Annotated in this window: 19 protein-coding genes; 13 read left to right on the top strand and 6 right to left on the bottom strand. The window is 67.0% G+C overall.

The window, feature by feature from the left end:
• Nucleotides 1-81 precede the first annotated feature (81 nt).
• Both QQA13_RS09920 and QQA13_RS09915 read left to right on the top strand, forming a co-directional pair.
• A complete protein-coding gene (locus tag QQA13_RS09920; protein ID WP_108472579.1) occupies nucleotides 82-1008 on the top strand; it encodes an ABC transporter ATP-binding protein in 927 nt (308 codons plus the stop codon).
• Nucleotides 1005-1766 (top strand): ABC transporter permease, encoded by a 762-nt coding sequence (locus QQA13_RS09915; protein WP_108472580.1) that lies wholly within the window; start codon nucleotides 1005-1007, stop codon nucleotides 1764-1766. The genes QQA13_RS09920 and QQA13_RS09915 overlap by 4 nt, the downstream gene beginning before the upstream one ends.
• 8 nt (nucleotides 1767-1774) lie before the next feature.
• Here the strand turns inward: QQA13_RS09915 and QQA13_RS09910 are convergent, their stop codons facing one another.
• Complete coding sequence (locus QQA13_RS09910; RefSeq protein ID WP_108472581.1) at nucleotides 1775-2272, bottom strand: hypothetical protein; 498 nt, start codon at nucleotides 2270-2272, stop codon at nucleotides 1775-1777.
• A 298-nt stretch (nucleotides 2273-2570) separates the two neighbouring features.
• Between QQA13_RS09910 and QQA13_RS09905 the strand changes: the two genes are divergently transcribed.
• Together QQA13_RS09905 and thpR are read left to right on the top strand one after the other, a co-directional pair.
• Nucleotides 2571-3416 (top strand): DUF3014 domain-containing protein, encoded by an 846-nt coding sequence (locus QQA13_RS09905; RefSeq protein WP_108472582.1) that lies wholly within the window; start codon nucleotides 2571-2573, stop codon nucleotides 3414-3416.
• Between the two features lie 30 nt (nucleotides 3417-3446).
• Nucleotides 3447-4064, top strand: a complete 618-nt coding sequence (thpR, locus tag QQA13_RS09900) for an RNA 2',3'-cyclic phosphodiesterase (RefSeq protein WP_108472583.1) — start codon at nucleotides 3447-3449, stop codon at nucleotides 4062-4064.
• A gap of 11 nt (nucleotides 4065-4075) precedes the next feature.
• Here thpR and QQA13_RS09895 read toward each other — a convergent pair whose 3' ends face one another.
• The gene (locus QQA13_RS09895; protein ID WP_108472584.1) at nucleotides 4076-4531 is read right to left on the bottom strand and encodes a cupin domain-containing protein; all 456 of its coding nucleotides are present in this window, start codon (nucleotides 4529-4531) and stop codon (nucleotides 4076-4078) included.
• Nucleotides 4532-4687: 156 nt separating this feature from the next.
• Between QQA13_RS09895 and QQA13_RS09890 the strand changes: the two genes are divergently transcribed.
• The 7 genes from QQA13_RS09890 (at nucleotide 4688) to QQA13_RS09860 (ending at nucleotide 12487) form a co-directional block, all read left to right on the top strand.
• Nucleotides 4688-6073: an NfeD family protein gene (locus tag QQA13_RS09890; protein WP_428992347.1), complete on the top strand. Its 1386-nt coding sequence runs from the start codon at nucleotides 4688-4690 to the stop codon at nucleotides 6071-6073.
• 37 nt (nucleotides 6074-6110) lie between these two features.
• Nucleotides 6111-6887, top strand: coding sequence for a slipin family protein (locus tag QQA13_RS09885; RefSeq protein ID WP_108472653.1), 777 nt, complete (start codon nucleotides 6111-6113; stop codon nucleotides 6885-6887).
• A 61-nt stretch (nucleotides 6888-6948) separates the two neighbouring features.
• Complete coding sequence (locus QQA13_RS09880; RefSeq protein WP_199909868.1) at nucleotides 6949-7770, top strand: SAM-dependent methyltransferase; 822 nt, start codon at nucleotides 6949-6951, stop codon at nucleotides 7768-7770.
• Between the two features lie 142 nt (nucleotides 7771-7912).
• The gene (locus QQA13_RS09875; protein ID WP_108472585.1) at nucleotides 7913-8173 is read left to right on the top strand and encodes a hypothetical protein; all 261 of its coding nucleotides are present in this window, start codon (nucleotides 7913-7915) and stop codon (nucleotides 8171-8173) included.
• Nucleotides 8174-8268: 95 nt separating this feature from the next.
• Entirely contained in the window at nucleotides 8269-8544 is a 276-nt protein-coding gene (locus tag QQA13_RS09870; protein ID WP_159082214.1) for a hypothetical protein, read from the top strand.
• Nucleotides 8545-8561: 17 nt separating this feature from the next.
• A complete protein-coding gene (locus QQA13_RS09865) occupies nucleotides 8562-10373 on the top strand; it encodes a tetratricopeptide repeat-containing diguanylate cyclase (protein WP_211200093.1) in 1812 nt (603 codons plus the stop codon).
• A 434-nt stretch (nucleotides 10374-10807) separates the two neighbouring features.
• Nucleotides 10808-12487 (top strand): M28 family metallopeptidase, encoded by a 1680-nt coding sequence (locus tag QQA13_RS09860; protein ID WP_108472587.1) that lies wholly within the window; start codon nucleotides 10808-10810, stop codon nucleotides 12485-12487.
• A gap of 21 nt (nucleotides 12488-12508) precedes the next feature.
• On the opposite strand, the gene QQA13_RS09855 is transcribed toward QQA13_RS09860, so the two are convergent.
• The 4 genes from QQA13_RS09855 to QQA13_RS09840 form a co-directional block, all read right to left on the bottom strand.
• On the bottom strand, nucleotides 12509-15256 hold the full coding sequence (locus QQA13_RS09855; protein ID WP_108472655.1) for a M14 family zinc carboxypeptidase: 2748 nt from the start codon (nucleotides 15254-15256) through the stop codon (nucleotides 12509-12511).
• 185 nt (nucleotides 15257-15441) lie between these two features.
• A complete protein-coding gene (locus tag QQA13_RS09850; protein WP_108472588.1) occupies nucleotides 15442-17436 on the bottom strand; it encodes an alpha/beta hydrolase family protein in 1995 nt (664 codons plus the stop codon).
• A 163-nt stretch (nucleotides 17437-17599) separates the two neighbouring features.
• Entirely contained in the window at nucleotides 17600-19906 is a 2307-nt protein-coding gene (locus QQA13_RS09845; protein ID WP_108472589.1) for a transferrin receptor-like dimerization domain-containing protein, read from the bottom strand.
• Between the two features lie 5 nt (nucleotides 19907-19911).
• The gene (locus QQA13_RS09840; RefSeq protein WP_108472590.1) at nucleotides 19912-21333 is read right to left on the bottom strand and encodes a hypothetical protein; all 1422 of its coding nucleotides are present in this window, start codon (nucleotides 21331-21333) and stop codon (nucleotides 19912-19914) included.
• Between the two features lie 230 nt (nucleotides 21334-21563).
• On the opposite strand from QQA13_RS09840, the gene QQA13_RS09835 reads away from it, so the two are divergent.
• Together QQA13_RS09835 and QQA13_RS09830 are read left to right on the top strand one after the other, a co-directional pair.
• Nucleotides 21564-22340 carry a class I SAM-dependent methyltransferase gene (locus QQA13_RS09835; protein WP_108472591.1) on the top strand — a complete coding sequence of 259 codons (777 nt, stop codon included), beginning with the start codon at nucleotides 21564-21566 and terminating at the stop codon, nucleotides 22338-22340.
• A 99-nt stretch (nucleotides 22341-22439) separates the two neighbouring features.
• Entirely contained in the window at nucleotides 22440-22622 is a 183-nt protein-coding gene (locus QQA13_RS09830; protein WP_108472592.1) for an oxidoreductase-like domain-containing protein, read from the top strand.
• The last annotated feature ends 5 nt before the right edge of the window (nucleotides 22623-22627 follow it).

The raw sequence follows: 22627 nt of genomic DNA, 5'->3' as shown, positions 1-22627 counted from the left end.
GTGGCGGCGCAGCGACATGCGCAAGGCGACATGGCATACCATCGACGCTCCCCGCGGCCGATCCGTTCCCCAGGAGATCGCATGCAGCCGGTCATCACCGTTCGCCAGCTCGGCAAGACCTACGCCTCCGGCTTCCAGGCACTGAAGCGGATCGACCTGGAGATCCGCCAGGGCGAGATCTTCGCCTTGCTGGGCCCCAACGGCGCCGGCAAGACCACCCTGATCAGCATCATCTGCGGCATCGTCAACCCCAGCGAGGGCACCGTGCTGGCCGACGGCCACGACGTGGTGCGCGACTACCGCGCGGCGCGCACGAAGATCGGCCTGGTGCCGCAGGAGCTGACCACCGACGCGTTCGAGACGGTGTGGAACACGGTCAGTTTCAGCCGCGGCCTGTTCGGCCGCGCCGCCAACCCGGCGCACATCGAGAAGGTGCTGAAGGACCTCTCGCTGTGGGACAAGCGCAACAACAAGATGATCACCCTGTCCGGCGGCATGAAGCGGCGCGTGATGATCGCCAAGGCGTTGTCGCACGAGCCGCAGATCCTGTTCCTGGACGAGCCCACCGCCGGCGTCGACGTGGAGCTACGCCGCGACATGTGGGCGATGGTGCGCGCGCTGCGCGCCTCCGGCGTCACCATCATCCTGACCACCCACTACATCGAGGAGGCCGAGGCGATGGCCGACCGCATCGGGGTGATCCACAAGGGCGAGCTGATCCTGGTCGAGGACAAGGCCGAGCTGATGAACAAGCTCGGCCGCAGGCAGCTCACCCTGCACCTGCAGGATCCGTTGCAAGCCATTCCGGCGGCGCTGGCCGATTACCCGCTGGAACTGTCGGCCGATCGCCGGCAGCTGGTCTACACCTTCGACACGCAGGGCGAGCACACCGGCATCGACGTGCTGCTGCGCCGGCTCGGCGAAGCGGGCATCGACTTCAAGGACCTGCAGACCCGGCAGAGTTCGCTGGAGGACATCTTCGTCGGCCTGCTGAGGGAGCGCGCATGAACATCCATGCGATCCGCGCGATCTACCGCTTCGAGATGGCGCGCACCTGGCGCACCCTGTTGCAGAGCATCGTCTCGCCGGTGATCTCCACCTCGCTGTACTTCGTGGTCTTCGGCGCGGCGATCGGCTCGCACATGAAAGGGATCGACGGGGTCAGCTACGGCGCCTTCATCGTGCCCGGCCTGATCATGCTGTCGCTGCTGACGCAGAGCATCTCCAACGCCTCGTTCGGCATCTACTTCCCGAAGTTCGTGGGCACCATTTACGAGATCCTGTCGGCGCCGGTGTCGCCGCTGGAGATCGTCGCCGGCTACGTGGGCGCGGCGGCGAGCAAGTCGATCATCCTGGGCCTGATCATCCTGGTCACCGCGCGGCTGTTCGTGTCGTTCCAGATCGAGCACCCGCTGTGGATGCTGGCTTTCCTGCTGCTTACCGCGGTCACCTTCAGCCTGTTCGGCTTCATCATCGGCATCTGGGCGGACAACTTCGAGAAGCTGCAACTGGTGCCGCTGCTGGTGGTGACGCCGCTGACCTTCCTCGGTGGCAGTTTCTATTCGATCCACATGCTGCCGCCGTTCTGGCAGAAGGTCACCCTGTTCAACCCGGTGGTGTACCTGATCAGCGGTTTCCGCTGGAGTTTCTACGGCGTCGCCGACGTCGGCGTGGGGGTCAGCCTGGGCATGACCCTGGTGTTCCTCGCGATCTGCCTTGCGGCCGTGTGGTGGATCTTCCGCAGCGGCTACCGGCTGAAAGCCTGAGCGGCTTGTCAGGTCAGCGCGGTGTGCGCGTGGAACGGCAGCGGCGTGGCGCCGGTGCGCGCGACAGCGGGCCCGGCCACGCCGAGCTGGTCCTTGCGGGCGTCGAGCACCACCAGGATGCGGCCGGCCGCAATCTCGTCCTTGAACTTGCGGCTGACTGCGTCCGGCACCTCGAAGCCGACCATCTCGCCGATGCAGGTGCCGAACGCGGCGCCGGCGATGGTCATCGCCGCGGCGCCGGCCAGCGTCACGCCCAGTGGCGGCACGGCGACCGCGATCAGTCCCAGCAACAGGCCGGTACCGCCGCCGCAGGCGCCGCCACGCACGGCGGCAGGATAGAAATCATTGCGCCCCTGCATCAGGTGGTCGGGGATCTTTTGCAGTTCGATGTCCTCGCGGGCGACCAGCGAGATGTCGCCGTCGTCGATGCCTGCCCCGCGTGCCGCGGCCATCGCAGCGCGTGCCGCGGCCAGGTCGGGGGTGCTGAATACGCATCGGGTTTTCATGGGGTGGCCCTCCACATCCGGCATGGCGCCCGCCGCGCGGATGGCGCCGGTCGGCCCGGATATCCGCACGGGCGAGGCAGGTTTGCGCAATTCACCGTTTAGCGGTTGTGACGTTGTTGCTGCGTGACCCGTTTGTTATCGGGAACCGGAACGGCGGTCGCATGGGCGATACCCGACGCGGATCGCAGCGGGCCTGGCCAGCAAGCTGGTACGGTGTGTCGCGCCGGCCCGGACCAGTGCGATGAACGAATCGCGCGCAGGCCAGTCCAAACCGGATACTCGACGCTAGGGAGCAATCGTGGGCAAGCAGACATCGACAGGCAGCTGGATCGTGGCGGTGGTCGTGGTGGCGGTCATCGTGGTGGCGGGGGTGTACCTGGCGCGCAAGGCCATGCATGCCGGCGCGCCGCCGCCGGTGGTGCCGGCGACTTCGGCATCGGCTGCCGCACCGCCTGGCGCGCCGCCGATCCAGCATCCGATCGAACAGGCGCAGGCCGGACCGGCGACGGCCTCGACCAGTGCGTTGCCGGCACTGGACGACAGTGACGCCAGCGTGGCCGCTGCACTCGCCGCGCTGGCCGGCGGCAACGACCTGTCCTCGCTGCTGGTGGGGCAACAGGTCATTGCGCGCCTCGTGGCGACCATCGACATGCTGCCGCGTCACGACGGGCTGGCCGTGTTCACGCTGCCGGCGCGCGTGCCGAAGGGTGCGTTCATCGTCGACGAAGCCAACGGCGGCACGGTGGCCAGCGAGCGGAACGTTGCCCGCTACGCGCCGTACATGCAGATCGTCGATGCCGTCGATCCGCAGGCGCTGGTGGCCTGGTACGTGCACGCCTATCCGCTGTTCCAGCAGGCGTACCGGCAACTGGGCTACCCGAAGGGCTATTTCAACGACCGCCTGATCGTGGCGATCGACGACATGCTGGCCGCGCCGGAGCTGGCCCAGCCGCCGGCCCTGGTGCGCTCGAAGGCGTACTACGTCTACGCCGATCCCGCGCTGGAATCGCGCTCGACCGGGCAGAAGCTGCTGTTGCGTGTGGGGCCTGCCAACGAGGCGAAGATCAAGGCCAGGCTGCGTGCAATCCGCACGCAGCTGACCGGGCAGGACCTGCATCCGGCGCCGGCGGGAACGGCCGGGTAGACTCGCGCGCCCAGCTTCCGATCCACAGCGATGGCCAATCGATCCACGCCTGCCGACCAGCCCCAGCTCGACCTGCTCGGAGCAGTCGAGCCTCGGCCTGCCGAAGTGCACCGATTGTTCTTCGCGCTGCTGCCGGACGCGGCGACGCGTACACGGCTGGCGCAGGCGGCGCAGGCACTCAAGGCCAGCCATCCCGGTCTGCGCGCGCGCTGGGTGGACCCGGCGCGCTATCACGCCACGCTGCATTTTCTCGGTGACCACGCGCTGCTGCGGCAGGATGTGGTTGCCGCAGCCATGGCAGCCGCAGGCAAGCTGCATGTGGCGCGGTTCGAATGGGTGCTGCACGAGGCGGCCGGCTTCCATGGCCGGCAACCGCCCTGCATCCTGCGCAGCTCGGGCGTACCCGAGCCGTTGCAACAGCTATGGCAGGAACTGCGCCGTGCGCTCGTGCTGGCCGGGCAGGGCCGCCATGTCGCGCGCAGTTTTACGCCGCATGTCACGGTCGCCTACAGCCATGCGGCGCAGCTGGACGTCATGCCGATCGAACCGGTGGCGTGGCGGGTCGAGCGCGTTGCGCTGCTCCACAGCGTGGTCGGCCAGCAGGATTATCAGCTGCTGGCGGAGTGGTCGCTGCAGTCGGTGAAGTAGACCGCCCCTGGTCAGGTGTAGGGCGTTCCATCCTTGTGCGAGTAATGATCGGCGCCGCGTTCCAGGTGCAGGTCGATGTCTGAATAGTGGCAGGTGTCGTCACCGCAGCGGGTACCGATGTCGAGATAGACGGCAGTTTCTCCGCCGCGGTTGATCATGTGGTGGCCATCAGGCACGTTTTTCGGAAAGGCCGCGCCATCGCCGGCGCGCAGCAACTGCTCGCCGGCTTCGCTTACCAAAGTCAGTTCGCCGGCCAGGACGTAGACGAATTCCTCCTCGTGGCTGTGCCAGTGGCGCTGGCTCGACCATGCTCCCGGCGGCAGGTGCACCAGGTTGACGCCGAAATCGGTCAGGCCGCCGGCACGGCCCAGCGCCTGCCGGATGCGTCCACTGACGGGTTCTCCGTAAGGTGCCGGATAGTCCGAGCCCTGGCGCTCGGAAATCTTGGCGGCGTCGACTTTCGGCATGAGCTTGTTCCTTGTAACGGTGGGGAGGCTTCTTTCGATGAATCATCGCGCATCGGCCGGACCTTGGTTGCGCTGGCCCGGTCGACGATCGGTTTTTGAACACCGACCGCGTTACAGTGGCGGCATCGTCGCTGATGTCATGCGGAGGTCGGTGAGATGATGCGTTGGCTGTGGCGGGTCTGTGTGGCGGTTCTTTGCACACTGCCGATGCAGGCGGTGCTTGCCGTCGAGCCCACGGTTGCCGGCCGCACCGCGGCCGATGGCATGGTGGCGCAGATCACGCTGGATGGCCCGATCGGCCCCGCCGCCGCGGAGTACTTCGACGACGCCTCGAAGCGTGCCGTCGCCGATGGTGCGGTGGCGATCGTGCTGCGGCTGGATACGCCCGGCGGGCTGGCCGATTCGATGCGGCAGATCATCGCCGGCATGCTGGCCTGCAAGGTGCCGGTGCTGGTGTATGTCGCCCCCGCTGGCGCCCGCGCGGCGTCGGCTGGAACGTACATCCTGTACGCCGGGCAGATCGCCGCGATGGCGCCGGCCACCCACCTTGGCGCGGCGACGCCGGTGCAGCTCGGGGGCGCCACGCCGCTGCCGAAAACCGGCAACTCGCCGGCGTCGGCAGGTTCTGCCGCGAAAGACGAGCCGGCAGCAGGCGACGATGCCGAGTCGCACAAGGTCATGAACGATGCGATCGCCTATATCCGCTCGCTGGCACAGTTGCGCGGGCGCAACGCGCAGTGGGCCGAACAGGCGGTGCGCGGCGCCGCCACGCTGACCGCCAGCGAGGCCGCGCAGCAGCACGTGATCGACTTCGTGGCCGCGGACGTGGCCGAGCTGTTGGCCAGGGCGGACGGACGCAAGGTGCAGGTGGGCGATCGCGACGTCACGCTGCAGCTCAAGGGTGTGTCCGTGCATGAATACGCGCCCGGCGCGCGCACGCGCTTCCTGGCGATCATCACCAATCCCACCATCGCCTATCTGTTGCTGCTGGCCGGCATCTTCGGGCTGCTGCTGGAAGCCCTCCATCCCGGCGCGATGCTGCCGGGCATCGCCGGAGGCATCTGCCTGCTGGTCGGCCTGTACGCGCTGCAACTGCTGCCGGTGAACTACGCCGGGCTGGCGCTGATGGCGCTGGGCGTCGGCCTGCTGGTGGCCGAGGCGGCCAATCCCAGCGTGGGCGCGTTCGGTGTCGGTGGGCTGGTGGCGTTCGTAGTGGGCTCGGTGATGCTGATGAATACCGGCGTGCCGGGCTATGGCGTCAATCTCGGCGTGATCGCCGGCATCGCCATGGGCACGGCTGCGCTGCTGGCGCTGATCGTGTGGCTGGTGTTCCGTTCGCGCCGCGCCCATCCGGTTACCGGCGATTCGGCGATGCTGGTGGACACCGGCGAACTGCTGGAGCCGGTGGAAGCCGGTGGCGAGGCGTGGATGCTGGTGCGCGGCGAGCGCTGGCGCGTACACAGCGATATCGCCTTGCCGGCCGGCGCGCGGGTGCGCGTGGTGTCGCGGCAGGGCTTGCTGTTGCAGGTCGAGCCGGCATGAGCCGGTGCGGCCATTTCATGAAAGGCAGGAGATGATCATGTTCGGATTCGTCGGTGTACTGGTAATTCTCGGCGCGCTGCTGCTGTTCTCCGCGGTGAAGATCCTGCCGGAGTACCAGCGCGGCGTCGTGCTGACGCTGGGCCGCTACACCGGCACCAAGGGGCCCGGACTGGTGCTGCTGGTGCCGTTCGTGCAGCGCATGATCCGCGTCGACCTGCGGGTGACCGTGATGGACGTGCCGCCGCAGGACGTGATCTCGCGCGACAACGTTTCGGTGCGGGTGAACGCGGTGGTCTATTTCCGCGTGGTGGAGCCCGACAAATCCGTGCTGCAGGTGGAGAACTTTCTGCAGGCGACCAGCCAGCTGGCGCAGACCCGGCTGCGCTCGGTACTGGGCCAGCACGAGCTGGACGAGATCCTGTCGCAGCGCGACTCGATCAACCACACCCTGCAGGCGATCCTGGACGAGGCCACCGACCCGTGGGGCATCAAGGTCGCCAACGTGGAGCTCAAGGATGTCGACCTCAACGAGACCATGGTGCGCGCGATCGCCCGCCAGGCCGAAGCCGAGCGCGAACGCCGCGCCAAGGTGATCCATGCCGAGGGCGAGCTGCAGGCCGCCGAGAAATTGCGCGACGCCGCCGCGATGCTGTCGCAGCAACCGCAGGCGCTGCAGCTGCGCTACCTGCAGACGCTGGCTGACATGTCCAACAGCGGCAAGTCCTCGACCATCGTGTTCCCGCTGCCGCTGGACCTGATCAAGCCGCTGATGGATGCGTTTCCGGCGAAGGCCGATCCGGCACCGAACCAGTGAACTGGCGCCGCCGTCCGGGGCGGGTGAATAATGCCGCTTCCATCAAGATGAGCGACCCACCATGGATGCAGCACCTTCACCCGGCAGCCTGGTCTGCGTGGGCCTGGGCATGACCCTGGGCTCGCACCTCGGCCCGCTGGCGCGCAGCTACATAGAGCAGGCCGACGTGGTGTTCGCCGGGCTCTCCGACGGCATCGTCGAGATGTGGCTGCACAAGATGCACCAGGACGTGCGCAGCCTGCAGCCGTACTACCGCGAAGGCAAGTCGCGCATGCAGACCTACCGCGAGATGGTCGAGGCCATCCTCACCGAGGTGCGCGCGGGCAAGCGGGTGTGCGGCGTGTTCTACGGCCACCCCGGCGTGTTCGCCTGGGCGCCGCACAAGTCGATCGAGGTCGCCCGCAGCGAAGGCTACGAGGCGCACATGGAACCGGGCATCTCGGCCGAGGACTGCCTGTACGCCGACCTCGGCATCGACCCGGGCCGTTACGGCTGCCAGCACTTCGAGGCCAGCCAGCTGCTGTTCTACAAGCGCAGGATCGACCCGACTGCCTACCTGGTGCTGTGGCAGGTGGGCCTGGTCGGCGACCAGTCGCTGGCGCGTTTCTCGACCGGGTCGGCCTACCGCGAACTGCTGGTCGAGGTGCTGGCGCGCGACTACCCGGCCGACCACGAGATCACCATCTACCGCGGCGCCACCTTGCCGATCCAGCAGCCGCGGATCCGCCGGATCCGGCTGGCCGACCTGCCGCAGGCCGAGGTCGGCATGGAAGACACCGTGGTGTTGCCGCCGACCGGTCCGCTGCAGCCCGACCTGGCGATGCGCGCGCGGCTGGACGCGCTGGACAAGGCGGAAATCAAGCGGGATGCCGGCGTTTTGTGAACAGGTAGGCAAGTTGCCGTTGGCGTCGTCCCTAGGATGAATCGGCGCGGTTTGATGCCTCGCTGCGGGGCAAACTATTCCACCCCCGCGAATCAGGCCAGTCCGCGCCATTCCAATCCATTGACTATCCGGGAGATATGCCATGTCGAATATCGTTGATTTTCTTGAGAACGTCGGTCAGAACGCCAGCTTGCGCTATGCCCCCGCCGGGGAGCTGCAGCGCATGCTTGCCGATATCCAGGTCGACCCCGAGGTGCGCGATGCCGTGCTGGCGAAGGATCAGGCTCGGCTGGCCGCATTGGCGGGTGCGAAGAACGTGTGTTGCATGCTGGTGCCTGCCATGGTCCAGTCTGACCGGGACTCGGGTAGGGACGAGGAGTATTACCACCAACGGCGTGCCTGAGAAGGGAAGGATTCGGCGGCGCACTGCGCATGAAGAATCTCGACTCTCCCGGGTGTGCTGTTTCTAGCCAACACCAAGTCTAGGGGGAGCTGCACATGTCAGATGTCGTCGGATTTCTTGATCAGGTCGGTCAGGATGCGCGGCTGGGCCGCGGAACAGGGCATGAGTTCGAGCTTGCACTGACTTCGGCGGGTTTCGATCCTCCGATCCAGGAAGCCATTCGTACAGGGAATCAGGCACGACTGGGGGCTTTGCTGGGCATGGCTCAGGCTGTCGGATTCCTGGCTCCCAGCGAGGAACAGGAGGATGGTGCCGAAGAAGCGCCCTCGCGCGATGGCGAGGAAGAGGCTCCTGAGCTCCGGAGTCGCTGAGTCGTTTGGTCAGGGCAATGCGCACATCCGGCAACCGACATGGAGTGGTGATCGCTGGACTTGTCCTGCTGGGACTTCTGCTTGCGACGGGTACGGCCCTGGCGGCCGTACCCGTCGCTGCGAGTGAGGTTCCGGCGCTGCTCAAGCGCGCGGACGGCATCAAGCTTTCCAATCCCGGGGAGTTCCAGCAGATTCTCGATCGGCTGGATGGCGACAGCGCCGCGTTGGCGCCGGATCAGGTTGATTACCTGCATTACCTCCAGGCGTGGCGCGCGGCCTATCGCGGTGATTACCCGACTTCCGACACCATGATCGGTGAGCTGCTGGAGAAGTCCCGCAACGCCGTTGTCCTGTTCCGGGCCAAGGTGCTGAAGGTCAATACCTTGGCGGAGCGATCGCGTTACGAGGAGGCGTTCCAGCTGGAGAGTCAGCTCCTCGCCCAGTTGCCAGAGATTACCGATCCGGACGCACGCGGGCAGGCCCTCGTCATTGCGGCTTACCTCTATGAAGAGGCCGGGCAATACGACTTGGCTTTCGAGTATGCCGATCAGGTATTCAAAGAAAGCCCCGGCCCCTACAGCTGCAAGGCCGAGCACGCCAAGCTGGCTGCGCTCTACAAGAGCGGCAGGCTGGAAGGCATCGATGAGCAGTTCCGCAAGGGCGTCGAAATCTGCACGGAAGCGAAGGATCCCGTCTATGGCAACGGCATCAGCTTTTACGTAGCCAGCCTGGCGCTCCAGCGTGGCCATGCCGATGAGGCCATTCGTGTGCTGGAGTCCAATTACCCCGCGGTCGCGCGCAGCAACTATCAGATACTGATTTCCGAATTCGACGCCTTGCTGGCCGAGGCGTACATGAGTACCGGTCAGCTGGCGAAGGCGAAACGGTTTGCTCTTGAGGTCGTCGAGCAGAGCAAGCGCAACGAGTACGCGGAGTCGCTCAGCATCGCCTATCGTGTTTTGTACCTGATCGAAAAGCAGCAGGGACACCTGGACAAAGCTCTCACGTATCACGAACAGTACATGCTGGCCAACAAGGGCTACCTGAACGCGGTGAATGCCCGTGCGCTCGCCTACCAGACTGTGCAGCAGCAGCTGGCTGCCAAGAAGCTGCAGATCGATACCCTCAGCAAGCAGAACGAGATCCTGCAACTGCAGCAGGCTCTGGACCGCAAAGCCGCCGAGACCAGCCGGCTGTACATCGTGCTGCTGCTCGGCGGGCTCGCGTTCATCGCTTTCTGGGCCTATCGCGTCAAGCGCTCGCAGCTGCGTTTCATGCGGCAGGCGCGGCGCGACGGGCTCACGGACATCTTCAACCGCCAGCATTTCGTCAATGAGGCCGAGCAGCAGTTGCAGTACTGCCGGAAGTCGGGGCGGGAGGCCTGCCTGGTGCTGATCGATTTGGACCACTTCAAGGCCGTCAACGACACCTACGGCCATGCGGTGGGCGATCGCGTGCTGAAGCGTGCCGTGGCCGCCTGCCAGGCGCATCTGCGTTCCACCGACATCTTCGGCCGCCTGGGTGGCGAGGAGTTCGGCATTGTGTTGCCGGAGTGCACGCTCGAACAGGTGCTTGCCCGAACCGAACGGATCCGGTTGGCGATCGTGGAGGTGGTCCGCGGCGATGCCACCGAGGAAATCTGCGTTTCGGCCAGCTTTGGTGTGGCGAGCACCAAGCATTCCGGGCATGACCTGCGCCAGCTGCTGGTCCACGCCGACGACGCGTTGTATCGGGCCAAACGCGAGGGCCGCAACCGGGTCAGCGTCAGCGACGGCCGGTCGAAAACGCAACTGGGCGTCGTTGCCGTGACGGCCGAAGGCGTGCAGTAAGCCGAGTCGGGTTCTACCCCGTTTTCGCGGACAGTTGGGTCAAGGCCGTAAAGGCCTGATCCCGGGCATCGATTCTGCGTTGCATTCGGGGATGCGCCCGGCATCCCGATCTCGGCCAGCTTCGGCGTGGCAGCCGCGGCCAGTTCCGGTTACGAGCTGCGGCAGCTGAGGAACGATGCCGACTGCGCCCGGCACCAGGCCAAGGACGAGGGGCGCAACCGGATCAGCCTTTTGACGCCGCCGTGTGCAGTTGAATGCCGTGCGGGCGCACCGGGCTGCCGCCACGGCGATGGCGGCAACATCATGGCGTCAGGGCGGCAGCTGCGTCCCACGTTTGCTGCCGCCACCGACGATCACCAGCGGGGCCTGTCGCATGGACAGCGGTGCAGGGGCGCGCTACAAAGGTGGCCGATTTCATCGGCGGGAGCGTTTTGATGCGAGTGAGGAATTTCACCCTGATGGTTGCGCTGGGCCTGGCCGCGTTGCCGCTGCAGGCGGCGACGACTGAACCGGACACGACACGAGCGCCGTCGATCAACGCCGCCGATTTCGCCCGCTTCGACCAGACGCTCAGCTCCGATGCGTTCGGCGGGCGCAAGCCCGGCACGATCGGCGCACAGCGCACCACTGATTTCCTGGTGGCCGAGTTCAAGCGGATGGGCCTGCAGCCGGGCAACCACGGCTCGTGGTTCCAGACCGTGCCGGCCGACTCCACCTTGCTGCTGAACACCGATGTCAGCCTGGACGTCACCGCGGGCGGCAAGTCGCTGAAGCTGGCGTATCGCACCGACATGGTGGTGCAGACCCTGCAGGCGAAAGCCGAGATCGCGCTGAAGGATTCGCCGGTGGTGTTCCTCGGCTACGGCGCGGATGCGCCGGCCTGGCACTGGAACGACTACCGGGGTGTCGACGTGAAGGGCAAGACGGTGATCGTGCTGGTCAACGACCCCGGCTTTGCCAGCCGCGACCCGAAGCTGTTCAACGGCCGCGCGATGACCTGGTACGGCCGCTGGCCGTACAAGTATGCGGAGGCGGCGCTGCAGGGCGCTGCCGCCTGCTTCATCGTGCACACCAGCGACGCCGCGGCCGGTTATCCGTGGAGCGTGCTGCAGAACGGCGCGGTCGGGCCGCAGCTGAGCCTGCCGAGCAGTGTCGATCCATCGCCGCGGTTGCCTGTGGCTGGCTGGCTGACACGCGATGCGGCGGTCCGGCTGTTCGCCGCCGCAGGCCTCGATTTCGCTGAACTCGAACGGTCCGCGGCGAAGCCGGGCTTCGAGCCGGTCCCCTTGCACGCGACCGCCTCGATCACCCTGCACAACAAGATCGGTCATATCGAATCGAAGAACGTGGTAGCGATGGTCGAAGGCCACGGCAAGCCCGACGAGGTGGTGATCTACACCGCGCACTGGGACCATCTGGGCACCGACCCGACCCGCCAGGGCCACCAGGTCTATGCCGGCGCGATCGACAACGGCACCGGCCTGAGCATGCTGCTGCAGATCGCCGATGCGTTCGCGCACCAGGCGCGGCCGCCCGAGCGCAGCGTGCTGTTCTTCATGCCGACGCTGGAGGAATCGGGCCTGCTCGGTTCGCAGTACTACGCGGCGAAGCCGATCTTTCCATTGAACCGCACGGTGGCCGACATCGCCGTCGACGCGTTGCCGGTCATCGGCCCGGCGCGCGACATGACGGTGATCGGCAAGGGCCAGTCCGAGCTGGAGGACATGCTTGCCGGCGTGTTGCATAAGCAGGGTCGGGTGATCTCGCCGGAGACCACGCCGGAGAACGGCTTCTACTTCCGCTCCGACCATTTCAACTTCGCCCGGGCCGGCGTGCCGGCGATGCTGGCCAGTTCGGGCCTCGACCTGCGCGATGGCGGCAGGGCCGCCGGCCAGAAGGCGGCCGACGACTATACGGCGCACCGCTACCACACCACGAACGACGTGTTCGATCCGCACTGGAACCTGGAAGGCATCCTTGAAGATACCCAGGCGCTGTACGAACTGGGCCGACACCTCAGCCAGGCGGGCGTGTGGCCGCAGTGGTATGCCGGCAATCCGTTCAAGGCCACGCGCGATGCCATGATGAAGCCGGCTGCGCCGCCGTCGAAATGATCAACAGGTTCGACACCGGCCTCAGGGTTTCGCCGGTGTCGTGTCCAGCCTGTCGAAGTTCACGATGGCGTTGAGCACCAGCGGGTAGCTGCCGATGGTTTCGCCGCGCCAGATCGGGTTGCTGGCGAACAGCAGCACGTGGCCCTTGCCGTAGCGGGCGTCGACCACGGCGGCGCGCTCGGCCATCTCGTCGCCGCCGTCGAGCAGGCCGGAGATCAAGAGGTTCTTCGCCTCGGCGTAGCGCAGGATCACCCGTGGGCGCTGCTCGGCGGGGATCACCCAGGGGTTGTTGCGCATCTGCTCGGCGTTCAGCGGCAGCGCTTGCCACGGCTTGACGTCGGGCAGGGCGGCCGGGGCGATCGAGGCGCGGCCTTCGGGGGTGTCCGTGTCGTGCGGGCCGCCGCGCCCGGTCGGGCGCTGGAACTCCTTCGCGTTCGGCAGTCCCTTGTCGCCGGTGACCAGGTTGGACACGGAGAACGACTGGCCTTCCGCGCTGTACAGCGCCAGGTCGTCGCTGCGATAGCCGGCGGCGACCGGGCTGCCGCGATCGACGAACTTCGCCTGCAGCACGCTGCCGACGACTTTCAGCTTGTCGGTTTTGGTGACGAAGACGCCCGGTGCCAGGCCCACGTCGATGGCGAACTGCGCGGTGTCCTCGGCGGTGATCAGCAGGCCGCCGGCCTGCACGAAGCGCTTGAGGTTGGCGACGCCGCTCTCGCCGAGGCCGGGGCGGATGTCGTCCGTCGAGTCGATGTGGCCGAGATTCGGTGTCAGTGCGGTGGTTTTCCACGGCAGCGGCTTGCCCCACATCGGCAGGCCGTCGACGATGCGCTGCGTGCTGGCGTCGCCGACCGGGCCGAACAGGATCACGTCGTACTTCGCGCGCAGGTTGCCGGCCTTGGCCACGTCCTGGGTGCTGATGTAGTCGTACGGCATCCCGAGCTTGTCCAGCGCCATGCGCCACCAGCCTTCGGTCTGGGTGCCCAGCCAGGTGTGCATCAGCGCGATGCGCGGCAGTTTTGCCGGTGGCATGTCGACCGCCGCCAGGCCTTGCGGTACGTCAACCGGTCCGTCAAGCAGGCGCATCGGCGCCTTGAGGATCGCGGTGTCGGTGACGCGCACCACCTGCACGTCGAACAGGTCACCCATCGACCAGCCGGTGTCGTCGTAGGGATGCTGCTGCGGGTCCTTCGGCGACCAGTACTGGCGGTCGAGCAGGGTGTCGACGATGCGCGAATACGGCTGGTCCATGCGCACCACGTAGCTGCCGGCGGGAAAGGTTTGCGTCCTGGTTTTCTTGCTGTCGTCGCCCTGTTTCGACAGGGTCACCGTGACCGGCGCGCTGGTGCGGCTGATCTCCGCGTGCTGCAGTTGCAGGATGCGCAGCAGCTGGGCGCGGGAACCGGTGCGCTTGTCGTCGGCCGGGAACACGTAGGCGGCCGGGCCGGCCTGCTGCGGCTTCTCGATCGAGCGCTTGGCCTTGAGGTAAAAATTCTTCAGGAACTGCTGGCCGTTGCCTGCGAAGTAGTTCAGCGCGGTGAGCAGGCCGGTCTGCTGGTAGTTGTTGTTGTTGCGCTGCGACCACGACACGGTAGGCAGCGGCGGATTGGGCCGGTACCAGGTGCGTTCGTACTCGGACGGTTCGAGGATGCGCTGCACGGTGTCGGCGCCGCCGTTGCCGAAGGTTTCGTAGAGCCGACTGATGCCGTTGTGCATGGCGGCGATGAACATCAGGTAGCCCGGGCTCCAGGTGTCGAAGTCGCCGTGGGCGAATACGCCGGGCATGCCGAGCCGGGTCATCTGCTGCACGTTGTCCCAGCCCAGCTGTTGCCACTCGCCGGTGAGGATCGGGTCGATCCACGCGTTGTACGGGCCGTCACCCACGGTGTTGTCGTACAGGAACGGCACCGATTCGTGCAGGTCATGCAGCACCTGCGCGTGCCAGCCGACGAAGGTGTCCGCCACGTTGCGGGTGAGGTTCAGCGTCATCGCCATCGCGTCGCGGTTGTTGTCGTGCGCCACGTAATGGCCCCAGTACAGCAGCCGCGGATAATTCTGGCCCGGGTGCGCGAGGTGCCAGTTGTACAGGTCGACCATGCGGTCGCGGCCGTCGACCTCGACCACCGGCGTGATCAGGGTGATCACGTGCGAGCGGATGTTGCGGATGTACGGCGCCTCGTCCACCGCCAGGCGGTAGGCCAGCTCCATCAGCGCGGTGGGCGAACCGGTTTCGGTGGAGTGGATGGCGCCGGTGACGTAGTAGACCGGCGTGGATTGCGCCACCAGCTGGTCGGCGACGGCGTCGTCCATGCCGATGCTGCGCGGGTCGGCCAGTTTCGCCAGGCGCGCCTTGTTCGCGTCGAGACCGGCCAGCAGGCTTTCGTCGGCGATCGCCACCGCGATCATCTCGCGGCCTTCCTCGCTCTTGCCGATGCTGAACACCTTCACCCGCGGGCTGGCCGCGGCCAGGGCGCGGAAGTAGCGATGGACGTCGGCCACGTGCGGCAGGTAGTCCGGCGCGCCGGAGATGTGGCCGAGCACCTTGTCTGGCGTGGGTACGCTGGCGGAGGCGGGCAGGTAGTCGGTCAGCGGCGAATTGAACGAGGGGTCGGTGGTGAATTTCAGGATCTGCGCCGTATACGCCGGGTCGACCGGCTGGGCCGGGTCGCGCGCGTACGGCTTTGAACTGTCGGCTCCGGCCGCCGCAAATGCACCGAAAGTGCCTGTCGCCAGCAGGACGGCGAGCAAGGGCCGGATGGGTGCGTGCATGATGAGTTTCCCCGGGGTCGTGTGGCAGCTGATCGCCGCACTCTGCCAGAACAGGTGTGGCTGCGCGTAGCCCATCAGTTGGGCAGGCAATCCGAACCGCCGGTCGCGCCGCCACGGCGACGGCTGCCACGTAACGGCGCGCTCCTGCCGGAATCGGGCAGGAGCGCGTCTTTCCCCGCAGAGGGTCAGTGGGCGGCGGCGGTATTGCTGCTCCCCGTCGCCGTGGCATCGGGGCCGATGCTGGAGTCGACGAACTGCACGAGCTTTGCATACATCTCGGCCTGGTTGGCTTCGTCGTAGAAGCCGTGCATTTCGTTGGACTTGTACAGCCATTCGTGCGCGATGTTCCGTTTCGCCAGCGCCTGGTGCAGGTTGGTGCCCTGGATCGGCGGCACGCGCTTGTCCTCGCCGCCAACCACCAGCATCACGCGTGCCTTGAGCCGGTCGAGCTGGTTGATCGGCGAATGACTGGCCAGCACGTCCATGTCGTCGCCCAGCTGGCGCTTCAGGTAGGCCTCGCCAGAGCTCGATTGCGGGATGTCGCCGCGGCGGTACATCAGGGGCAGGTCGTAGACGCCCACGTAGCCGACCGCACACTTGTACAGATCCGGCTCCTTCACCGCGCCCTCGAGTGCCGCATAACCACCGTAGCTGCCACCGTAGATGCAGATCCGCTGCGGATCGGCGATGCCTTGTGTGATCGCCCAGCGGGTCGCGTCGGTGACATCGTCCTGCATCTTGCCGCCCCACTCCTTCCAGCCGGCGCGTTCGTAGTCGTAGCCGTAGCCACCGGAACCGCGATAGTTCACCTGCAGCACGGCGTAGCCACGGGTTGCCAGCGCCTGCACGTCCGGCTGGTATTCCCAATGGTCGCGGACGCCGAACGGGCCGCCGTGTACCAGCACCACCATCGGCAGGTGCCTGACGCTTTCCTTGCCGGGCGGATAGCTCACGTAGCCGTGCAGTTGCATGCCGTCGCGTGCCGCGAAGTCGACCGGCTGCATGGTGGCCATCCGGGCGGGGTCGATCCACGAGGCCCGGGCCAGCAGCGGCGTGAGTTTCCGGGCCTTGGCGTCGTACAGCAGGAACGTGCCGGGATCGGCGTCCGCCTCGACCAGCACCACGCTCAGGCTGCCATCGCGCGTGCCGGAGACGAAGCGGACGCTCTCGCCGGGGAACTGCTTCATCAGGGTGAGCAGGGTCTGCGCATCGGGTGACTGCGCGTCGAACAACGCGGTGCCGGTACGGCCGTCCATGAAGCCCACGCCGAGGATGCTGTCGTCGGCCAGGCCCTGCAGTATCCGGGTCGCTTCGACGTGTGGATTGCTCCACACGACGCTGAGCGACTGCTTTGCCGGATCCCAGCTGCAAACGCCGAAGGCGGCGGGTGCCGAACAGGTGAAATACGCCTCGCTGTCATCGCGGTTGAATTCGATCGGCATCGAGCGGTTTTTGCTTGCTTCCGGCAGCAGCTGCCAGCCATCACCATCGATCGGGTGCTGGTAGACCTTGGCGTTGCCGTCATTGTCAAAACCAGCCGCGAAGCGGATCCGCCCCTGGTGGTCGGCGACGAAGCTTGCGCCACGCATGGGGGCAACGATGAGTTGTGTCTTGTTGCCGTTGCGCACGTCCATGCGGTAGGCCACGGGGATGGCGCCCTCAAGCCCGCCTCCCGACCACGAACTGATGGATACCAGCACATGGTTGGGATCGTCCGGGATGGTGGCAATCAGTTCGGCACTGCCGTATTCGGCTGTCGCCCGCTGGATGTGCGAGCCGGTGCTCATGCCACTGCGGCGGTAGCCGTACAGCATGTCCGCGCCATTGCCGCTGGCGTTGACCGCGAACAGTTCGCCGGTGGCAAACGGCGCGTCGTAACCGCCGACACGTTCGCCTACGGAATACAGCACGCGGGTAGCGGACGCCCACCAGAAATCGGTGACGTCGTCCTCCTGCCGCGGGCGAACCAGGTTGCCCTGGTGATCGGACACCCGGATCAGGGCCAGCACGGTCTGCCCGTTCACCACGGCGGTGGCGGCCAGGTATTTGCCGTCGGGCGAGATTTTCACGTCCTTGTACTGGGTATGCCGCGCCAGTTCGGCATAAGAGACCGGCTGTGCCTGCAGCACGGCAGTAAACAGCAAGAGCAGACCCGCAACGATCCAGCGTTGCATCCTCATCGTTGATTTCCCCTGTCGTGATGGAACGACCGTGCAACCTGCCGGTTGCCCCAGGGAGATATTTATAGCAGGGCGCCAACCGTATCGGGACGGGTGCAACGCTGGAGCGGATCGAGGGCGGCCGGTGGTCTGGCCGCCTCGCGATCGAGCGTGACGCGGCAGGCTAGGATCGCTGGTCCAGCAGCGCCGTCAACCGGTCGAGTTGCGCACGGTAGCGGTCGAGCACCTTGGCGGTGAGCGCGGCGTAATGGCTGGCCTCGTCCCAGCGTCGTGCCTCGATGGCCTCGCGCACGCCGGGCACGGTCTTGACGCCGTAGCCGGTGAGCATGCCCGGTGCGTAGATGAAGTGCTTGAACCAGTTGCGACCGGGCAGGCCGGCGGGATCGGTGAGGGTCTGCTCCATGCTCCCGATCAGCTGGTTCAGTTGCTGCTGCCGGGCTGCGGGCAGGTCGGAGCCGGCGGCGTGTCTGGTGTAGGCCGCCTGATACGCCTGGGCGCTCTGCCTGAGCCGTTTCGCGGCCTGGTCCAGCGGGGCCAGGTCGATCGCCGGCATGTCCGAGTCGCGCGCGGGAGGGGCGACCGGGCGGGTGGGGTCGGCGTCGAGCGCGAACGCGTGGCTGTCCAGCAGCTTGTGTTGCTGCTCGGTGGCCTTGCGGGTGTCGTCGACCAGCTTGTGCAGCTCGCCCACGTAGCGGTCGAGCGTGTCGCTGAAGTCGCCGAAGCGCAGCGGCAGCACGCCGGCATCGGCGGTGCGCAGCATGATGTGCCCGGCGACCTTGGCCAGCGCCACGCCGTAAGCGAAGTCCGGATCGCCGAAACGCACATAGTGGTCGAACGAGTCGTAGCGCGAGTGGTAGATGCCGGCGTCGTCGTCTTCGCCGCCGAAGCCGAGGTTCAGCGAGGCGATGCCGAGGTGTTCCAGGAAGGCGCTGTAGTCGGAGCCCGAACCCAGCGCCTGGATCGGCACGTCGCCGCCTTCGGCCGCCAGCTTGGCGATGGCCTTCGTTTCGGGTTTGGCATCCTTGCTGCTGCCGTCGACCAGCATGTGCGCGCGCAGGCGCTCGCGCACGCTGACATTGGTTTCCGGATCGGTCACGCCATCGGCCACCTGGTTGACCAGATGCTGCAGCGAATGGCTGCCGCCGGCATCGAGGAAGCCGCGAGCGTTGGTGTCGGAGTTGAGGTACAGCACGGCCTTCTGCTGCAGTTCTGCGGCATGCGCCTCGGCCCACTCGGTGGAACCGAGCAGGCCCGGTTCCTCGCCGTCCCAGCTGGCATAGACCAGCGTGCGCTGGGGCCGCCAGCCCTGCTTGACGAGGCCGCCGATGGCCTTGGCCTCGGCCATCAGGGTGACGTTGCCGGAGAGCGGGTCCCACGCGCCGAAGGTCCAGCCGTCGTGGTGGTTGCCGCGCACGACCCACTGGTCCGGCGCGGTGGCGCCCTTGAGCATGGCGATCACGTCGTAAACCGGTTTCTGGCTCCAGTCCGACAGCACGGTCAGGTGGACCTTGCTCGCGCTCGGGCCGACGCGGTAGGTCAGCGGCAGCGCACCACGCCAGTTGGCCGGCGCCATCGGGCCGCGCAGCGCCTGCAGCAGCGGCGTGGCGTCGGCGTAGGAGATCGGCAGCACCGGAATCTTCAGGATGGTCTTCGCGTCTTTCAGTGCCAGTCGCTTCGTGCCGGGCGTGGAGCCGATGCCCGGGGTCAACGGGTCGCCCGGATACAGCTGCATGTCGGCCACCGAGCCGCGCTGCACGCCCTGCGCCGGACGCCAGCCGCCTTGTGGATAGACGTCGCCCTCGGCGTAGCCGTCGTCGTGCGGGTCGGAATAGATCAGGCAGCCAATGGCGCCGTGCTCCTGCGCCAGCTTGGGCTTCAGCCCGCGCCAGCCGCCGCCGTAGCGGGTGATGACGATCTTGCCGCGCACGTCGACGCCGCGCCGCGCCAGCTCCTTGTAGTCGTCCGGCATGCCGTAATTGGCATAGACCACGGGCGCGCTGACGTCGCCGTCGGCGCCGTAGACGTTGTACGGCGGCAGAACGCCGGCGAGGTCGGAAGTGGCATCGCCGGCGACGGCCGGTTCATGCAGCGTAGCGGTGTAGGGCTTCGGCCCCAGCAGTTCCAGCGCGACCTTCTTCGGTGTGGGGTAGAGCACGCTGAACGTCTCGATGTGCGCGTCCCAGCCCCATTCGCGGAACTTCGCCAGCATGAATTCGGCGTTCGCCTTGTCGTGCGGCGAGCCGACCTGATTGGGTTGCGACGACATCTGCTTGAGCCAGCTGCGCAGTTCGGCGGGATCGAGCTGGGCGTCGAAGCGCCGCTCGAGGTCCTGCTGGGCGGTCGCCGCGCTGGTGCTGAAGCCGAACATGCTGCCGTCATCGGCGTGACCCGGTGCGTTGGCGGCGGCGACGGCGAAGGTCGCCAGCAGACAGCTCAGGGTCAGCACAGGTCGTATCGCGTATCGGGTCATATGGGTCATTTCCCCTGGGTGGTGGAGGCGGATTCTGCCGGCGGCGCCGGCGGAGGTGGATCGACGAGATCGGACGGCGGGGCGGCATCGCCGTCCCGGATGGTGACGTCGCGGGCGAACAGCTGGTGCGCATCCGCATCGGTGTAGGTCAGCCGGTACTTGCCGGGACGCAGGTAGAGCAGGCTGTGGGGTTCGATCAGCCCGTTGCTGATGCGGTCGCTGGTGACGGCGTTCAACGGCAGCGGGTCGAGCACCAGGCGGTCGGCGGGAATCGCGTCGCTGCCCTCGTCGGCATAACGCGCCTCGACCATGCACGGATAGGTGTGGTCGCAGCGTTCGCCGCCGACCAGGTACGGCTTGCGCATGCCACCGAGATCGAGCCAGCCGGGGCGGCCGCGCTTGAGCCGTTCGGGCGGGAAGAACACGCTGACGTCGTAGCCCGGGCGCAGCGACCACGGCTGGCCTTGCTTGTTCACGAACACGATCGGTGCCCCGGGCCGCAGTTGCTTCATCACCGGGGCGTAGTCGGGGTGGTCGTCGTTGGCTGACGGATGCGGGTACAGCATGGTCTGCTCGACCGTGAGCGGGTCGATGCCGCTGAGCTTGTGCAGGTGCTCGGCCATCGAGGAGCCGCCCAGATAGACGCCCGATTCCTGGATGTGCGCGTAGCCGGCGTTGATCACCAGCCGCGCCTGCGGGTCATTCTTGAACACCTCGCGGTAGAGGTTGCGCGCCTGCTCGGCTTCGCGGGCGTCGCCGGTGGCCGCGGAGAGCGCCTCGTAGGCGACCACCTTGAAGCCGAGTTTCAGGGCGGTGCGCACCATCTCGGCGTAGATCGGCTCCTCGGTATAGAAGCCGCTGCCGGCGACCGGGTAGCCGCGCGCCTGCAGCCCGCTGTCGGTCTGGTAAAGCGTCTCGGCGGCGAAATAGTTGAAGCCCTCCGCGCGCAGCTTGCCCAGCAACTGTACGGTCAGCGTGCGGGTGAGCGGTATGTTGTGCGCTTCGTTGAGGAACACCGCACGGTAGTTCCTGGCCAGCTCGGGAATCGCTTCCAGCGCGGGCCTGGCGCGGTAGCCGGGGTTGCCCAGCGGCGAAGGGCGGTCGTCCGGCAGCGCCGGCTGCCTGATCGAGAAGCTGGCGGCGGCGTCCGGATAGTCGCCGATGAAGCTCTGGTACCAGCTCAGGTACTGACCGAAGATGATGTGGAAGGCGGGGTCCGGGTTGGTGGCGTAGGGATAGCGCATCACCTGGTACTGGGCCAGCAGGCTCTTGTACTTGTCGGCCTCGTGCATGATCTGCTCGGATTTTTGCGACGCGGCGACCTGTTCCGCCTGCCATTGCGCGGCCGACTGCGCATGGCCCGGCAGCGCGGGCAGCAGCAGTCCAAGCGCAAGGCCGAGCATGGGGAAGGAGGTACGGCTTGGCATCGGGTTCTCCTGATACGGTGTTCGGGAGGTCGTCTGCCTGTGTTGCGGGCACGCGCAGGCTGTCGCGTGGCAGCACGCCGGGACGTGTGCGGATGACCGGCCCGGGTGGGCATGGTCGCGGTCGAGCATGGAGCATGAACCGGGGTGGTGCCCCGTGCCAAGCGGCACGGGGCCATTGCCGCGATTCGGGAGCACAATCGGCGAACCCTTGCCCACTGAGGAGTACGACCATGCGTCCCACTGTCCTTGCTGTGTTGCTTGCCGTCGCCTTTCCTGCCGTGGCCCTGGCCCAGCAGGCGGCGAAACCGCACGAAGCGGCGGTCTCCGCCGCGGTGCAGAAAGCGCTCGCTGACCCCGCCCGCCAGACCGACCGCGCCGACGACGCCCGCCGCAAGGTGGCCCAGGTGATGGCTTTCGCCGAGGTGAAGCCGGGCCAGAAGGTGCTGGAGCTGGTGCCGGGCAGCGGCTACTGGACGCGCGTGTTCAGCGCCATCGTCGGCCCGCAGGGACACGTCTACACGGTGTGGCCGGGCGAGATGGCGAAGTACGCCAGCAAGAGCCTTGCGCAGTGGCAGAAGCTGGCCGCCACGCCGCATTACGCCAACGTCACCCTGTTGCAGCAACCGGCGGCGCTGCTGAGCGCGCCGGAACCGGTCGACCTGGTGTTCACCGCGCAGAACTACCACGACTACCACGACCCGTTCATGGGCCCGGTGGACATGACCGGCTTCGACAAGCGGGTCTACGACGCGCTCAAGCCGGGCGGCCTGTTCGTGGTGATCGACCACGCGGCCCCGGCCGGCTCCGGCCTCGCCGACACCGACACCCTGCATCGCATCGATCCGGCGGTGGTGAAGCAGGAAGTGGAGGCGGCCGGCTTCGTGTTCGACGGCGAGAGCGACGCGCTGCGCAACCCGGCCGACCCGCTCGACATCAAGGTGTTCGACAAGTCGATACGCGGCCATACCGACCAGTTCATCTACCGCTTCCGCAAGCCGGCGAATTGAACCGCCCCGCCGCGGCCGCTTGAGTCGCGGCGGCGATCGGCGGCACCATCGGGTTCCGGGCAGGTTCGCCGCCCGGAACCCGATGCCGACCGGAACGCCGTGAATCCCGCCAGTCCCACCCCGCCAACCCCCGATCCGGACCCGCCGCCGCAACGCCCGCGCGAGCCGGACGCCGCCGATTGCTGCGGCGAGGGTTGCGTGCGCTGTGTCCACGACGTCCACGAAGAGGCGCTTGAACGCTACGAGCTGGCATTGGCGGCGTGGCGTGCGCGCCAGCCCTGAGCCGG

The sequence above is a fragment of the Rhodanobacter thiooxydans genome (genome assembly GCF_030291135.1).
GTDB classification, from domain to species: domain Bacteria; phylum Pseudomonadota; class Gammaproteobacteria; order Xanthomonadales; family Rhodanobacteraceae; genus Rhodanobacter; species Rhodanobacter thiooxydans_A.
This window is presented reverse-complemented; position numbering and strand designations above follow the sequence as displayed.